The 15,821-nt window shown below is 74.5% G+C and carries 11 protein-coding genes; 4 read left to right on the plus strand and 7 right to left on the minus strand.

Translation table 11 applies throughout. The annotated features are described in order from the left end of the window. Positions 1-15 precede the first annotated feature (15 nt). The 3 genes from ACZ6Y7_RS24305 to ACZ6Y7_RS24315 form a co-directional block, all read right to left on the minus strand. Positions 16-549, minus strand: coding sequence for a GNAT family N-acetyltransferase (locus ACZ6Y7_RS24305; protein WP_465760037.1), 534 nt, complete (start codon positions 547-549; stop codon positions 16-18). A 135-nt stretch (positions 550-684) separates the two neighbouring features. Next, positions 685-2,553 carry an endonuclease/exonuclease/phosphatase family protein gene (locus ACZ6Y7_RS24310; RefSeq protein ID WP_465760038.1) on the minus strand — a complete coding sequence of 623 codons (1,869 nt, stop codon included), beginning with the start codon at positions 2,551-2,553 and terminating at the stop codon, positions 685-687. Between the two features lie 225 nt (positions 2,554-2,778). Next, the gene (locus ACZ6Y7_RS24315) at positions 2,779-3,732 is read right to left on the minus strand and encodes a Gfo/Idh/MocA family protein (RefSeq protein WP_465760039.1); all 954 of its coding nucleotides are present in this window, start codon (positions 3,730-3,732) and stop codon (positions 2,779-2,781) included. A 1,808-nt stretch (positions 3,733-5,540) separates the two neighbouring features. Between ACZ6Y7_RS24315 and ACZ6Y7_RS24320 the strand changes: the two genes are divergently transcribed. Further along, positions 5,541-6,146, plus strand: coding sequence for a hypothetical protein (locus ACZ6Y7_RS24320; RefSeq protein ID WP_465760040.1), 606 nt, complete (start codon positions 5,541-5,543; stop codon positions 6,144-6,146). On the opposite strand, the gene ACZ6Y7_RS24325 is transcribed toward ACZ6Y7_RS24320, so the two are convergent. Further along, positions 6,109-6,990: an SDR family NAD(P)-dependent oxidoreductase gene (locus ACZ6Y7_RS24325; protein ID WP_465760041.1), complete on the minus strand. Its 882-nt coding sequence runs from the start codon at positions 6,988-6,990 to the stop codon at positions 6,109-6,111. The genes ACZ6Y7_RS24320 and ACZ6Y7_RS24325 overlap by 38 nt on opposite strands. A gap of 331 nt (positions 6,991-7,321) precedes the next feature. Then, positions 7,322-7,897 (minus strand): TetR/AcrR family transcriptional regulator, encoded by a 576-nt coding sequence (locus ACZ6Y7_RS24330; RefSeq protein WP_465760042.1) that lies wholly within the window; start codon positions 7,895-7,897, stop codon positions 7,322-7,324. A 443-nt stretch (positions 7,898-8,340) separates the two neighbouring features. Here ACZ6Y7_RS24330 and ACZ6Y7_RS24335 point away from each other — a divergent pair, with 443 nt between their 5' ends. Then, complete coding sequence (locus ACZ6Y7_RS24335; protein WP_465760043.1) at positions 8,341-9,174, plus strand: RICIN domain-containing protein; 834 nt, start codon at positions 8,341-8,343, stop codon at positions 9,172-9,174. A gap of 577 nt (positions 9,175-9,751) precedes the next feature. Here ACZ6Y7_RS24335 and ACZ6Y7_RS24340 read toward each other — a convergent pair. Continuing rightward, entirely contained in the window at positions 9,752-10,663 is a 912-nt protein-coding gene (locus tag ACZ6Y7_RS24340; RefSeq protein ID WP_465760044.1) for a LysR family transcriptional regulator, read from the minus strand. Positions 10,664-10,874: 211 nt separating this feature from the next. On the opposite strand from ACZ6Y7_RS24340, the gene ACZ6Y7_RS24345 reads away from it, so the two are divergent. Further along, entirely contained in the window at positions 10,875-12,308 is a 1,434-nt protein-coding gene (locus tag ACZ6Y7_RS24345; protein ID WP_465760045.1) for a hypothetical protein, read from the plus strand. Positions 12,309-12,578: 270 nt separating this feature from the next. Next, the gene (locus ACZ6Y7_RS24350; RefSeq protein ID WP_465760046.1) at positions 12,579-14,138 is read left to right on the plus strand and encodes a TolB family protein; all 1,560 of its coding nucleotides are present in this window, start codon (positions 12,579-12,581) and stop codon (positions 14,136-14,138) included. A gap of 464 nt (positions 14,139-14,602) precedes the next feature. Here ACZ6Y7_RS24350 and ACZ6Y7_RS24355 read toward each other — a convergent pair whose 3' ends face one another. Further along, a complete protein-coding gene (locus tag ACZ6Y7_RS24355; RefSeq protein WP_465760047.1) occupies positions 14,603-15,796 on the minus strand; it encodes a glycine C-acetyltransferase in 1,194 nt (397 codons plus the stop codon). Between the last annotated feature and the right edge of the window lie 25 nt (positions 15,797-15,821).

Below are 15,821 nucleotides of genomic sequence, written 5' to 3' on the forward strand. Positions count from 1 at the left end.
GGCGCCGCAGGGGTGTCAGACGAGCGGGAGGGCCATCTCCAGGATCCGCGCCGAGGAGTCCAGCACGTACGGTGTGGCCCCCCCGGTGTACGCGAACCCGCGCCGGACGTAGAAGGCGGCGGCGCGGGGGTTGGCCTCGTGCACCCCGAGCAGCATCCGCTCGGCACCCTGGTCGCGGGCCCAGGCGAGGACGGCGTCCAGCAGGGCGTCGGCGACGCCGCGCTCGCGGCCGCGGTGCGCCGGGTCCACCCAGACGCCGATCAGGTCGACGGTGCGGGGGTGCTGCCGGTTCGGGACGGACAGCATGGTGCCGACCCATTCCCCCTCGGCGTCGACGGCCACCAGGCCGACCTTGTCGGGTTCGTTGACCCAGTTCGTCCGCGCCCGCCAGTTGCCCTCGCCCTGGTGGCTCGCGTACTCGTGGGTCTCGCCGAACGCCAGCGGCGTGTCGAGGAGTTGGGCCAGGCGCACCTTCCGCAGGCGCTGCCAGTCCTCGCGGCCGATCCGCTCGATCCGGTACTGCACGGTCTCCACGGTCTCCCCCGTCACCCGGCGCCCCGTACGGCGCTGCCTCCGCCGCCGGTGATCACCGGCGGCGGAGGCAGGATAGCCGCAGTTCACGGCACGGCCGGCGCTCCGGCTCGCGCCCCGCCGATCACCGCGCGGCCGGCATGGCGGCTCGCGTCACGGCTTGATGCGGACCACCTGCGGGTCGTGGTCGCTCGCCTGCTGGGCGAACTCGGCGTTGATGTGCACCACGTCGTACTTGGCGTAGCCGACCTCGGGGCTGACCAGGATGTGGTCCAGCACCTGCGAGTTGCCCTGGTAGACGTAGGAGTACTGCTCGGTCTCCGGCAGCTCGTTCACCAGGTCGCGCAGCACGCCGTCCTTGGTGAGCGCGGCCAGCGCGGGCGAGAACTGGTAGTCGTTGAAGTCGCCGAGGGAGACGACCTTGGCCTCCTTGTCGGCGGCCAGCAGCTGCGCGACGAAGGCCTGCTCGACGGTGGCCTGCTTGACCCGCTGCACCTCGGAGCTGCGGGTCGGCTGCTGGAAGCGGCTGTCGATGCCCTGGTCGCCGCCCTTGCTGTTGAAGTGGTTGGCGATCACGAAGACCTTCTGGCCGCGGAAGGCGAACTGGCCGACCAGCGGCTTGCGGCTGGTGGTCCACGCCTCGTCGTTCGGCGCGATCCGGCCGGGCGAGGCGGTCAGCGCGGTGGCGGCGCCGGTGCCCGTCACGCCGACGGCGGTGGTGGCGTCACCGCCCGGGATGTCGGTGAAGGAGACCCGCTGCGGGTTGAACAGGAACACCTGGCGGATGTTGCCGCCGGGCTCGCCGCCGTCCTTGCCGTCCTGCGGGTCGATCGAACGCCAGTCGTACGCCGGGCCGCCGGCCGCCTTGATCGCGGCGATGAACTTGGCGACGGTCCGGCTCGCGTCCACCGTGCCGTCGTCCTTGGAACCGTTGTCGTCCTGGATCTCCTCCAGGGCGACGATGTCGGGCGAGCGCAGGTTGGTGACGACGCCCTGGGCCAGCGCGGCGAACTTGGAGTCCGGGTTGTTCGGGGCCAGGTTCTCCACGTTGTAGGTGGCGAGGGTGAGTTCGCGGTCGCTCGCCTGGGCGGTGACCTCGCGCTGCAGGTGGTTGTCCTTCAGCGTGCCCATCGGGCCGGCGACGAGGGTGTAGCCGCCGAAGGCGTTGTAGTCCAGCGGGCCGGTGGTGGTGCCGGTCAGCTCGTCGCCGACGTTGGCCACCGGGAACGCCTGCTGCGAGGTGGGCGCCTGCTGCTGGATCATCAGGCGGCCGACGTTGGGCTCGCGGTAGGACTCGTAGAGCACGCCGCCGCGCTTGCTGCGCTGGTCCTGGCGGTCGGCGGCGACCCAGAGCTCGTTGTACTTGTCGGTCGCCTGGATCACCCGGACGTCCTTGACCTGGACGAGCATGCCCTCCAGGGACTCGTAGAAGTCGAGGGCGTACTTCTCCGGGTCGAGCTTCACGCCGTCGATGCTGCCGTCCGCGCCGGCCGCCGGGCTGTACGTGCCGGGGATGTCGCGGGTGTCGACGACCACCGGGGCGGGCAGCGGGTTGCCGGAGGAGACGACCGTGACGCCCGGGGCGGAGATCTCGGTGAGGGACTGCGAGCCGCCGGAGTAGTTCGGGTAGTACTCGGTGACCTTGCCGCTCACCAGCACCGAGTCGCCGACCTTGACGGTCGGGTTGCCGCCGGTGAAGACGAAGACGCCCTCGCTGGTCGCCGGGTCCGCGTCCGGGTTCGGGTCCTGGATCCAGAAGCCCTTGGAACTGCCGTACGCGCGCACGCCGGTGACGATGCCGGGCACACCGGTGACGGGCTTGCCGGCCTGCGGGGATATCCGGGTGGTGCCCTGGATGTCGTGGATCCGCAGCGGGCCGGTCTCGGTCGGGGCGGGGGTCGCGGCACCGGCGGCGTCGGCCGCCGGCAGCGGCACGAGCACCAGCGAGGCGGCCAGCGAGGCCGGGATCAGGGCGGCGCGCAGCAGGCTTCTGTGCGGGCGGGAGGCGGGGGCGGTGGTCACCGGGGCAGGACTCCTAGCTCCGCCGTGCGGCACGGGTGGTGGCACGGCGGTCCGGGGCGGAGGCGCGCCCGAAGCGCGCGCTACTCGCGTAGAGGGGGCAGGGGACGGACACCCGCCCCCCGCGGCGCCCCTCAAGATACGCGCGTAGAAAAAGCCCCGACAAGACCTCGTCGGTGAACTGTCGGTTCCGCCCCGGTGACGTGACCGCCCGTCAGTCCAGCCCGCTCACAGGCCGCTCCCAGCCGACTCCCAGGAAGCCTCGATCCGCTCCACGACCAGCTCGCACAGCTCGTGGGTGCGCAGCGCGTCACGGGCGTCGAGCGTCCTTCCGGCGCGGACGGCGTCCAGGAACGCCAGCACGCACTGCTCGATGCCGCGCTGACGGGCCACCGGCACCCAGTCGCCGCGGCGCCGGACGGTCGGCTGGCCCCGGTGGTCGATCACCTCCGCCAGGTTGCGCACCTCCCGCTTGGAGTCGCCGCCGGACACCTCCAGCACCTCCTCCGTCGAGCCGGAGAGCCGGTTCATGATGCCCAGCGCGGTGAACCCCTCCCCGCCGAGGGTGAGCACCACGTGCTCGACCAGCCCGTTCCGGCTGCGGGAGCGGACGTCCACGTGCTCGATCTCGCCCGGCACGAGGAACCGGAGCAGGTCGACGACGTGGATGAAGTCGTCGTAGACCAGCGTGCGGGCGGCCTCGGGCAGGCCCTCGCGGTTCTTCTGCAGCACGATCAGGTCCCGCGGACGCTCCCTGGCCTGCACGTAGCCGGGCGCGTGCCGCCGGTTGAAGCCCACCATCAGCGAGCGGCCCGTCCGGTCGGCCAGGTCCACCAGGCGGCGGGAGCCGTCCAGCGTGTAGTCCAGCGGCTTGTCCACGTAGACGTCGACGCCCGCCGTCAACAGCCGCTCCACGATCGGCACGTGCTGATCGGTGGCCGCGTGCACGAACGCCGCCCGGATCCCGCTCCCGATCAACTCCCCGAGATCGGTGAACCGCTTCTCCGGCGCGACCCGGTACGCCTCACCGATCCGCTCCAGCTTCGCCCCGTCCCGGGTCATCAACCGCAGGTCCAGCCCCGGCAACGCCCCGACGACCGGCAGATACGCCTTCTGCGCGATGTCACCGAGCCCGATCACCCCGACCGGGAGCAGGCCGTCAGCAACAGAGGTCGAACCCATCCACATCTCCCTACACAGGCACCGTCGGCATCGCCCCCACCCTATGCACCTCGCGACGCGGGGCGCGGGACGGGGTTCCGGCCATGAGCGGCCGGCCACGTGACGACCGGGCACCGCGCGGACCGACGGACGGGGCCCGCCGGTCCGGCGATGGCGCGGCGGCGCTTCGGCGCGAGCTGCCGGCCGGTGCACCGGTCGCGGTCGCGCTGCTGGGCGAGAACTCGGAAGGCACCGGCCCGAGCGGTTCGAGTGGGCGCCCGGCACCCGCCATGCCGGCCCGTACCCGGCGACCCCGGGCCGAAGAGCATGAACGCGCCGATCCGGGGCACCCGGACGCGCAGAGCGGCCGGACCGTCCAGGAGCCCGGCCCGACCACCACAGGGAGCACCACCGTGACCCACCCCGCGCCGCCTGCCGGGGCCACCCCCCGTCCGCCCGACCCGCCCGACCCGTCCGACCCGCCGCTGGTACCGGATCCCCCGCCGCCGCCCGGCGTGCCCGAGCCGCCGCGGGAGCCTCAGCGCCCCGCTCCCGCCCCGCCCGGCCGTGCACCGGCGGCGCCGGAGCCAGTCGATCCCCGCGCACCGGAACCGCCGGACTGAGCCGGACCGGGCCTTCCCGCCGCTTCCCACCGAGTGGCACGCCGGAGCGGGCGGTCGCCGGAGGCGCCTCCGGCCGCCGCCCGCTCCGCCACGAGCGCTCATCCGGAGCGATCGCCGGCCGCCCCCGGGTGCGCTGCCCTCGCACGGCTGCGCACCACCAGCAGCACCAGCCCGAACGCCGCTGACCGGAGGGCCGCCCCGGTCCGCCTGCCGCGGCGGGGGCGTGCGCCGTGGCGCCGCAGTCGCCGTAGGACCCACCCGGCCGCCACACCTCCCCACGGCCCCAGCACCAGGCCGAACGGTTTGTTCATCAAGCTCGCAGGCTTCACGAGGCCTGCCTCCCTTCAGGGCGGGGCCGAGCAGGACCGCGGAGCTCGGGACGGAGCGGGGTCCTCGTCCCCGGTCGCGGTCCCGCCACCGTTCCCCCGGCCGCTGCTCGGCGCGGCCCCGCCTGCTTCGCGGTCACCGCTGAGGCGGCGCAGGAACGCGTGACACGGCCGGGCGCGGGCGGAATCCTCCTCCGTCACCGTACGGAGGAACGCGGCGATGTCCGACTGGCCGGCGTCGTCCGCGTCCTGGACGTACGGCCACTGGTCATGCCCGGCCTTCAGTGCGTGGTACGGGACGGAGATCAGGGCGAAGACCACGTCGCTGAACCGATTTCGCCGGTCGCCATCGTGCTGCCTCCCTTCTCGGCGTTCGCCGCGCTCGGGTGCCGGGCGCGTGCCCCACGACCGCAGGCGCAAACCGGCACCCCCCGACCCGCTCGCCGGGCCGCCGGGGCTGCCAGGGGCGCCCGCCGTCGCGACGAGGAGGCCGGAGGAGTCGGGCGCGCGCGGTGGCCGGTTCCGCCGACCGTCACCGACACCGATCGCTCATTCGGGGCCTTGCGCCGACCTGGTCCGCCGCCCAGCGGGCCCGCGTCCACGCCGACGATGAGGCGGGGGGGGAGAAGTCGACCGGGTGTCAGCCTGGCCGAGCTTCTGAACCGTTCGGGCGGTTTTCCTCCGAGGAGAGCGGGAAGGCGCCGGTCGGCCCTGCTATCGGCCGGTCCTTCATCGTCGTCCAGGACGGCCCCAGCGCGGTCCGTCGGGTCGGGAACCCCTTCGTCGAGGTGAGTCGCCGAGGGGTAGCGGGCCGGTGACCGCCGCACGGCGGCTCGAACGCCGAGGAGCGGCCCGTCACCACCGGAGGAGGGGATCCGCAGTGCTGCTGCTGTGCCTGGGAGTTTTCACGGCCTACGGGATCGGTGCGATCCTGACGGCGCGTTCCGTGTTCCGGCGTGGCAGGGAGGACTTCATTCGCGGCGCCGACGAAGCGGCGGTCCAGCCGACGGCAGACGCCTTCGAGCGGCAGGAACGGCAGCAGATGGAGGCGCTGGCCCTCTGCGCGGGCGCGCTGTGGGTCCTCGCCGTACCCGTCCTGGCCTTGCGGCGGCTGGTCGCGACGGTCGTCTTGGCCCGCCCGTCCGGTCCGGTGGCGCGGCGACCGCGGCAGGTCGCGGCGCGCATCGACGAACTGGAGCGGGCGCTGGAACTGGGCCCGTACGCGCCGAGCGGAACAGTCGGTCGGCCACCGTACCGGGCGGATCACCGCCCGTTCTCTCCTGGAGCGGATGGGACCACGGCAGGGCCGCGGTGCCGGAACACGCCCCTCCTGAGGCCCCTTCCGTACGGGGAGACCGGCTCTCAGGGCGCTCCGTCGCTCGGCGGCTCGGGGTCGGCCGCCCGGGTGCGGGCGCTTCCGGAGCCGGCGTCCCGGCGAGCAGGGGGCCTCACGCGAGTGTCCATCGGGCTGTGTGCTCCCGGCTGAGCCGGAGGACGTCGGCGGTGAGGCGGGGGTCGGTGCTCGCCCGGTGGGCGGGGGCGGGGCGGGTGTCCGGGCCGATGAGCAGGCCGGTCCGGCCGTCGAGCGACGGGTCGGTGGCGGCGAACACCGAGGAGCGGGCGGCCTCGGAGGCCGGGGCGGCCGTCGAGCGCTCGAAGCGCCGACGGACCAGCGGCCACAGCAGGCGCAGGGCCGGGGAGACGATCGTCGGCGAGGTCATGGTGCCGTTGGTCATGCTGGTGGCGGCGCCGCCCGGGTCGGCCGCGAACACGCTGACGGCGCTGCCGCGCAGGCGCTCGGCCAGGTCCCACGTGTAGGCGAGGTTGGCGAGTTTGGCCCGGCCGTACCAGTGGAAGCCGTAGTAGCCACCCGGCGGCTCGACGGCGCCGAAGGTGCGCTTGGCCACGACGACCGCGCCGGAGCTCACGTTCACGATCCGGCTCGGCCCGCCGGCCCGGAGCTGGTCCAGGAGGAGCTCCGTGAGCAGGTACGGCGAGAGGTGGTTGACGGCGAAGGAGGCCTCGATGCCGTCCACGGTCCGCTGCCGCCGCGCGAACATCGCGCCGACGTTGTTGACCAGGACGGTCAGCGGGCCCACGGCGGCCAGGTCGAGGGCGAGGGCCCGCACGGCGCCGAGCGAGGACAGGTCGGCCGCGATGAACCTCGGCCGGCTGCCGGTCGCCACGGCCGAGATCCGGTCCACGGCCCGCAGGCCGCGGGCCTCGTCGCGGCCGATCACGGTGACGGCGTAGCCGCGTTCCGCGAGGCCCAGCGCCGTCTCCAGTCCGATCCCGCCCGTCCCGGCGGTCACCACTGCCTGGCGTTCCATCAGCTTCGCCCCTTCTCCATCGCGGCAGATCAACCGGATAGGTATCCGGTTGGTGGACCACACGCTAGCACGAACGGATAGCTATCCGTTTAGCTGAGTGTCGTGCCGCCCCGGCCCTGTCCACGTGGGCCCGACCGCGCACACGCGTGCCGGCGACCGACGGGCGACGCCACCGCCGGGTGGTCGAGTCGAGACCGGAGGGCCGGCGCCCGGTCCTCCGGTGCAGCGGGAACAGCCGGAACAAGCCGTGCCGGGCAGGCATGTTGGCTGTCCGTGCGGTTCAGGGACGGCCGCACGACGCCCGGTGTCGTCCTCGCGACGGTGATCCGCGTCAGCGCGGAGGACGCAACCCCTCGACGAGGACGCCGAGGTAGACCTCGACCCGCGCGGGGCCGTGGTCGCCGCTGCGCAGGGCGTGCTCGATCCCGCAGAGCAGGCGGCGCACGTCGCCGGGGCCGAGGTCGGCGCGGACGGCACCCTGCAGACGAGCACGGTCGAGCAGGCTCGCGACGGCCTCGTCCAACTCGGCCTTCATGGCCGACGTCTGTGCCTCGGCGTCATTGGCGGACTCCAGCACGGCCCCCAGGCCGTCGTCCTGCAAGGCCCTGAGGAGCGTGAAGCGCAGCAGTCGGCGCAGCCCCTCGGAGGGGTCCTCCACGTCGGCGGCGGCGCGGGCCTCCTCGACCAGTTCCCGGAACCGCTCCACCAGCAGCGCCTCGCGCAACGCCTGCGGGTTGGGGAAATGCCGGTAGACGGTTCCCACCCCGACCCCGGCCAGCCGGGCGATGACGTTGAGCTGGAGCGTGTCGTCCCCTGCCGCGAGTTGCTCCCGGGCGACGCGCAACACCAGGGCCCGGTTCCGCGCGGCGTCCGCCCGCAGCACCGGTTGCCGTCCCTCGTTCGCCATCACCGTCCCAGCATACGCAGCCCCGCTGCGCGGCCGTTCGGCCGTGTGCCGCCCACCGTTGGGGCGGGGTCGTCCGCGCGCACGGCCGGTCGGCACCGGGGACGGGGCGACCGGCGGCCGGGGCACCGGGACCGCTCCGCTCGGATCGGGCAGAACTGTCGGCACCCGGACCGAAACCTTTCGCTGCCACCCCGCGCCGAGGCCGACGCCACCCGCGCCGACACCGTCGCCGCCGGGACCGGAACCGTCGTCTCGTTCGTCAACGGAACGAAGCACCGTCACCCGGCAGAGCCTGCGGTACCGACCGTCATCCACCGGTGCCCCCGCCCCTAGCGTGACCGTGGACAGGGGTCGACAGGCACGGCCCCGGCGGGCGGTCGACCCCCTCATGTGGAGCTCCGGGCGCCCGCCCACGGGGAACGGCACGGCAAGGAGGACGTCGGATGACGCTGCGCAGGACGACCACGGAACGGACCGGACGGACGGCCCCCTCCGGCCCTCGGCGGGACCGGCCCGGCGCCACCCGCGCTGCCGCCGTCCTCCTGCCGGGCCTGCTGCCCGGCCTGCTGCTGATCGCCGGCTGCACCGGCGGCCGGGCGGCCACGACCGGTCCGTCGACCGCCCCGGGCGTCCACGCCGCGAACGACCGGGCGGCGGCCGCGCCCGAGGCCTCCCCCGCCGGTCCGGAGCCCGTGGCCGACGACGTGCTCCCGAGCGGCCTCGGCGACCCGGCCACCGCGCCGACGGGCACCCCGGCGTTCGACCCGGACGGTCCGCGCACCCCCTCCTACGGGGGCCTCGGCACGCTGACCTCCTGCACCTCCGGACGCCGCCTGTCCGTGCTGGACGCGCCGCCGTCCGACGTGCCGGACGGGGCACCCGTCGGCACCGTGGCACCGACCGGAGGCAACGGTGAGGAGTGGCTCGTCTGGACCGAGCCGGACGGCGGCCTGGCCCTGCAGTCCCTGCTCTCCAGCGGTGCGCCGGTGCCCCGGCTGATCACCGTGGAGCCCACCGGCACCGTGGCCGTACGGGACGACGCCCCACCGGACACCACCGGAACCACCACCCAGCGCTGGCAGTTCACCGACCGCCGGCCGGTTCCGGACGCCGCTCCGGCGGACGGCTCCGTCACCGACTGCCTGCACATCAGGACCCAGGACGGCACCCGCTGTCTGCTCGACCACGGCGCCGACGAGCCCCTGACGGCCGGTGCCTGCTCCTCGCCCCTCGCCTGGTGGCGCCCGCAGGGACTGACCGGTCCGACCGGCACCTGACCGGCCTCCCGGGCACGCCGCCCGACCGGCCCGCCCGGGAGCACCTCCAGACATCGGGCCCCCCACGTCCTCGGTCACCGCCCGCTCCCCACCCCGCACCGGCACTGCGGGCGGGCGCGGGCGCGCGGGCGGGTGCGGGCCGCCAGGGCCGGTGCGGGGCTCCCGTCACGCCGGCCCCATGTCTCCTCGGCACCCGGGCCCCGGTGGCGCCCAGAGCAGCTTCGTCAAGCTGCTGATCCCCGGCACCGATACCGTTCAGGTGGTTTCCGCTCCGGCCGTCCGCCTGACCACCCCCACCAACGGGTGACCCCGACGGTCGGATGATCCGACCGCACCTTCCCTAGCCTGCGGCTGCTCGGCCGCCCGGGCCGGGACGCTGCGCAACCGCACGACCACGTCCGGGATCACCCGAGCACCCTGCGGCGTTTCCGACACTTCCGCCGGATCGGCCGCGAATTGTCGGATTCGCCCCGCCCGCCCCACCCGCTCACAACGCCCCACGCGCCTTCCTCCCCCGGAACGCCCCCACGCCCGCCGCCCCCGGACCACCCCACGCCCCCGCCGAGCCCGGAACGCCCTACGCGCCCGCCGCAGCCGCCTCGGCGAGGGCGTCCAGGACCGGCCGGATCAGCGGGTGCCCGTCCGCGCCGGCCCGGACGGCGGCGAAGACCCGACGGGTGGCGAGCTCGCTGTCCACCGGGCGCACGGCGACCTGCCCGAGGTCGACCCCGCGCAGCGCCGAGCGCGGGACGAGGGCCACCCCGGCACCCGCGGAGGCGAGCGCGACGACCGCCCGGAAGTCGTCCGAGGAGTGCAGCAGCCGGGGCTGGAACCCGGCGTGCTCGCAGGCCAGCAGCACCACGTCGTGGCAGGGGTTGCCCGGGTACGGCCCGATCCAGGGCTCGTCGGCCAGCGCGGCGACCGCGAGCGGGCCGGCCTCGCCCGCCAGCCGGTGGCCGAGCGGGAGGACGGCCTCGAAGGGCTCGGCGTACAGCGGCACCCGGGTCAGCCGGGCGTCGTCGGCGCGCGGCGCGCCCCGGTACTCGACGGCCACCGCGAGGTCGGCCCGGCCCTCCAGCACCATCGGCAGGCTGGCGTCGCCCTCGGCGTCCAGGACCTTCAGCCGCACTCCGGGCGCCCGCTCCGCGAGCAGCCCGATCGCGGGAACCAGCACCAGTCCGATGCCGGTGGCGAAGGAGGCCACGGTGACCTCGCCGGAGGCGCCCGCGCTGTACGCGGCGAGGTCGGCCTCGGCCCGTTCCAGCTGGGCCAGTACGACATCGGCGTGGCCGAGCAGGATCTCCCCGGCGGCGGTCAGCCGCACCCCCCGGCCCTCACGGGCGAGTAGGTGGTGTCCGGTCTCCTGCTCCAGGGCGGCCAGTTGCTGGGAGACCGCGGAGGGGGTCAGGTAGAGGGCGGCCGCCGCGGCGGTCACGGTGCGGTGGTCCGCCACGGCCCGCAGGGTCCGCAGCCGTCGTGCGTCGATCACAGGCCAATTCTGCCAGCGTGGCGGAGCGGACCGGCCGGAGTCGGCCCGCACCGCCCTCCGGGGCTGCGCGGTTCCGGTCGCCGCTACCACCGGTGACGTATTTCCGGCCGAGATCGCCGCAGTCCGTTGACCGCCGGGCTGAGCGGCGCTTGGCTCGTGCCCAACCGGGCCGCGGGGGTCGAGCGGGCCCGACACCAGGGGAGGACGATCGATGACCACCGCACGCACCCGCCGCCGGCTGGCCCGCACCGCCTGCGTGCTGGCCGCCGTCACCGCGGTCGGCGCCGCGATGCCCGCCGCCCAGGCCCGGCCGCCCAAGGGCGAGACCGCCCGGGTCAGCGAGGGGCCCAAGGGCGAGGCGCTGAACGGCGACTCGTACCAGCTCGGGGTGAGCTCCGACGGCCGCTCGGTGCTGTTCAGCTCGACGGCGACCGGTCTCGCCCCCGGTCACGCCGACGGCTCGGAGGGCCTCTACGTGAAGGACCTCCGCAACGGACACGTCGAACAGGTCGACCTGGCCGACGACGGCTCTCAGCTGAACGCGCCGGCCGACAACGCCACGATCAGCGGCGACGGCCGGTTCGTGGCGTTCAGCAGCGCCGCGACCAACGCGGTGCCCGGCCAGCAGAAGCACGCGGCCGACGTCTTCGTCCGCGACCGGTGGACCGGCCGCACCGAGCTGATCAGCGTCGGCACCGGCTCGACGACCGACGACCAGTCGATCCGCAGGTCGGGCAACCCCAGCCTGAGCCGGGACGGCCGCTACGTGGCCTTCGACTCCGACCGCACCGATCTCGGGGCGACGGTCAAGCGCGGCAAGGCGAACATCTACGTCACCGACCGCTGGACCCACACCACCCGGCTGATCACGGTCGGCGCCGACGGCACGCCGGCCGACCAGCACTCCTCCGCGCCGACCCTGAGCGCGGACGGCCGGACCGTCGGCTTCACCTCGCGGGCGAGCAACCTCGTCCCGTCCACGGAGGAGCCGACCGCGGCCGGCGCCGGTGCCCCGGCCGACGACGCCCCGGCCGACGACGACGCCACCGCGCCCGCGCCCACTACCGGCGCCCGGCCGCAGCTGGCAGTGCCCAGGTTCTTCCCCTTCTACGTCTGGGACGCCCGCACCGGCCGGATCAGCGCCGCCAGCTACGACGAGACCGGGGCCTTCCGGCCCACCGGCCAGGACGGACGGATCAGCCCGGACGGCCGCTACGCCGTCTACAGCGTCCCCCAGCCCGGCGGTCGACCCGGCTCGCACGGCGTCCACCTGGTCGTCTACGCCCGCGAGTTGGCCACCGGCACCGTGACGCAGGTGAGCACCCCGCTCCCCGGCACCACCACGAACCTCTCCTCCTACGAGCCCGTCATGACCGACGACGGCCGGTGGGTGTACTTCACCTCCGACGTCGAGACCCTGGTGCCGGACGACACCAACCAGCAATCGGACGTCTTCCGCCGCGACCTGTGGACCGGCCGCACCGAGCGGGTGAGCCTCACCCGGGACGGCGCCCAGAGCACCGCCTCGTCGTTCACGCCGTCCGTGGACGCCTTCGGGGACACCGTGGTCTTCAACGCCACGGACGGCGACCTCGTCCCGGGCGACACCAACAACGTCACGGACGTCTTCCGGCGTCGCCTCTGACGGCCTGATCCGGAGGCCTCCACCACGGGCCCGATCCGGCGGCCTTCACCACGGGCCCGATCCGGAGGCCTCCACCACGGGCCCGATCCGATGGCCGGATCCGGCGCCTCCCCTGGCCTGACTCCCGTGCGGCATACGTTTGTCGACGTATTTTCCGCCGAGATCACCCGGGGCCGTTGACCCGTCGTGCCTCCCGGCGATTGGCTCTCCTGGAGCCCGTCGCCGGGAGGGAGCCCGGCGCCGCGGCGATCACAGGGGAGGACAACGCCCATGACCCGCAGCACCCGCACCACCCGCAACCGGTGGCTGCTCGGCGCCGGAAGCGTGCTGGCGGCCGCCGCCGTGCTGGCGGCGGTCGCCGCCCCGGCCCAGGCCGCGCCGGTGCCGCCCGCGACCGTCCAGGTCAGCGTCGGGCTGAACGGCGCGGTGCCCGACAACCAGTCGTGGAGCCGCGGGGTCAGCGCGGACGGCCACTACGCCCTGTTCACCTCCTGGGCCACCAACCTGGTGTCCCAGCCCGCGAAGACCGCGCGCGACGCCTACGTCCGCGACCTGCGCACCGGCCGCACCGAGCGGGTCGACCTGGCCGCCGACGGCTCGGCGCTGAGCGGCTTCACCGACGACGTCGGGATCAACGCGGACGGCCGCTACGTCGTCTTCGACAGCGACGCCGAGAACGTGGTGCCCGGCATGCAGGTCCAGGGCCGCACCGAGGTGTACCTGCGCGACCGCGCGACCGGCCGCACCGAGCTGATCAGCGGCGGCCTGTCCGTCGCCGACACCGACAAGTTCCACGCCTCCTACGCGCCCTCGATCAGCGCGAACGGCCGTTACGTGGCCTTCGTGTCCGCCCGCACCGACCTCGTCCCCGGCATGCCGGGCGGCGCCGGTACCCCGTCCCTCGCCCGCCCGTACACCTGGGACTACAACATCTACGTCACCGACCGCTGGACCGGGAAGACCCGTCTGGTCTCCCTCGGCGCGGACGGCAAGCCGGGCGACAGCATGTCCCTCAACCCGACGATCAGCGCGGACGGCCACACCGTCGGCTTCACCTCCTTCGCCTCCAACCTGCTGCCGGCCGCGCAGACCCCCGCCCTCACCGCCGCACCGGGGTCCGCCCCGGGGACCCCCGCTCCCGCCTCTGACGTCGAGCCGGCCCCGGGCACCGCCCCGGCCCTGCCGCGCAGCGCCCGGGAGGGCCTGGCGACGTCGAACCTGGCCCTGCCGACCACCGGCACCTACTACACGGCCGACCTCCGGACCGGCCGGATCTCCGCCGCGAGCATCGGCCCCGACGGCAAGCCCGGCGCGGCAGGCTTCGCCGCGACGATCAGCCCGGACGGGCGGCGCGCGGTCTACGCCCTGCCCGAGCCCGGCGGGTCGACCAACGGCCACCGCTACCACCTGGTGCTGTACGTCCGGGACCTCCGGACCGGCAGCGTGACGAAGGTCAGCGGCGGTCTGCCCGGCACCACCTCGGTGGGCGGCTCCGACCACGGCCGCATCACGGCCGACAACCGCTGGATCTACTTCTCCTCCGCCGCCGACAACCTGGTGGCCGGCCCGCAGCACCCGGGCTGGGACGTCTACCGCCAGGACCTGCGCACCGGCCGCACCGAGCGGGTCTCCACCGCCCCGGACGGCTCGCTCGGCAACGGCTCCTCGGTCGACCCCTTCGTGGACGCCGACGGCGACACCGTGGTCTTCGGCTCGACCAGCGGCAACCTGGTCGGCGCCGGCACCGGCCCCGCGGGCGACTACCAGGTCTTCGCCCGCACCGGCGGGCACCACGGTGACGACGACGACCAGGGCCAGGACGACGACTGAACGGGACGACGGCTGATCGGCGCGACGACCGATCGGGACGACGGCTGATCGGCGCGACGACCGACCGGGACGACGGCTGATCGGCCCGACGACCGACCGGGACGACGGCTGATCGGCGCGACGACCGATCGGGACGACGACCGACCGGGACGACGGCTGATCGGCCCGACGACCGACCGGGACGACGGCGACCGCGAACGCCCCGGGAACCGCGACGGGGGCGGGACGTCGGCCGGGCCGGCGTCCCGCCCCCGCAACGGGAGGGTGGGGCAGGTGGTTGGGGGCCGTGGGGGGGGGGGGGGGGGGGGGGGGGCCTGGGGGGTGGGGGCGCGTCTTTCCCCCCCCCCCCCACGGCGGTCGTTCGCCCGCGGGCCGGACCGGTTCCGAGCGGTCCGGCCCGCGGGCAGTCGGTGCGGGCCCCTGCCGGGCCCGGCCGGGCTCCTGCCCCAGGACGGGCGCCGGGGCTACTTCCCCAGCGCGGCGCGCGCGTCCACGAAGGCCGCGACGGCGCGCTCGACGTCCTCGGTGGAGTGCGCCGCGGACAGCTGCACCCGGATCCGGGCCTGGCCGTGCGGGACGACCGGATAGGAGAACCCGATCACGTACACCCCGCGCTCCAGCAGCAGTTCGGCGAGCCGGCCGGCCTCGGCCGCGTCGCCGATCATCACCGGGGCGATCGGGTGGTCGCCGGGCAGGATCTCGAACCCGGCCTCCGTCATCTTCGAGCGGAACAGCGCGGTGTTGGCGGCCAGCCGCTCGCGCAGCTCGTTGGAGTTCTCGACCAGGTCGAGCACCTTCAGCGAGGCGGCCGCGATCACCGGGGCCAGCGAGTTGGAGAACAGGTACGGGCGGGAGCGCTGGCGCAGCAGGGCGACGATCTCCCGGCGGGCGGCGACGTAGCCGCCGGAGGCGCCGCCGAGGGCCTTGCCGAGGGTGCCGGTGATGATGTCCACGCGGTCCATCACGCCGTGCAGCTCCGGGGTGCCGCGGCCGCCCGCGCCGACGAAGCCGACGGCGTGCGAGTCGTCCACCATGACCATGGCGTCGTAGCGGTCGGCCAGGTCGCAGATCTCCCGCAGCGGGGCGACGTAGCCGTCCATCGAGAAGACGCCGTCGGTGACGATCAGGCGGCGGCGGGCGTCCTGGGTGTCCTGGAGCTGCTTCTCCAGGTCGGCCATGTCGCGGTTGGCGTAGCGGTGGCGGCGGGCCTTGCTGAGCCGGATGCCGTCGATGATGCTCGCGTGGTTGAGCGCGTCGGAGATGACGGCGTCGTTGGCGTCGAGCAGGGTCTCGAAGACGCCGCCGTTGGCGTCGAAGCAGGAGGAGTAGAGGATCGTGTCCTCCTGGCCGAGGAACGCCGAGAGGCGGTCCTCCAGCTCCTTGTGGACGTCCTGGGTGCCGCAGATGAAGCGGACCGAGGCCATTCCGTAGCCCCAGCGGTCCAGGGCGTCCTTGGCGGCGGCGAGCACCTCGGGGTGGTCGGCCAGGCCGAGGTAGTTGTTGGCGCAGAAGTTCAGCACCTCGCCGGGCTTGCCACCGCCGGTGACGGTGACGGCGGCGCTCTGCGGGGTGCCGATGACCCGCTCGGGCTTGAACAGGCCGGCCTCGCGGATCTCGTCGAGGGTGGTGGCGATGTCGGCGCGCACGTTGTCGAACACAACAGGCTCCTTTGGCGTCGGCGGG

It is taken from the genome of Kitasatospora sp. NPDC053308 (genome assembly GCF_055585785.1).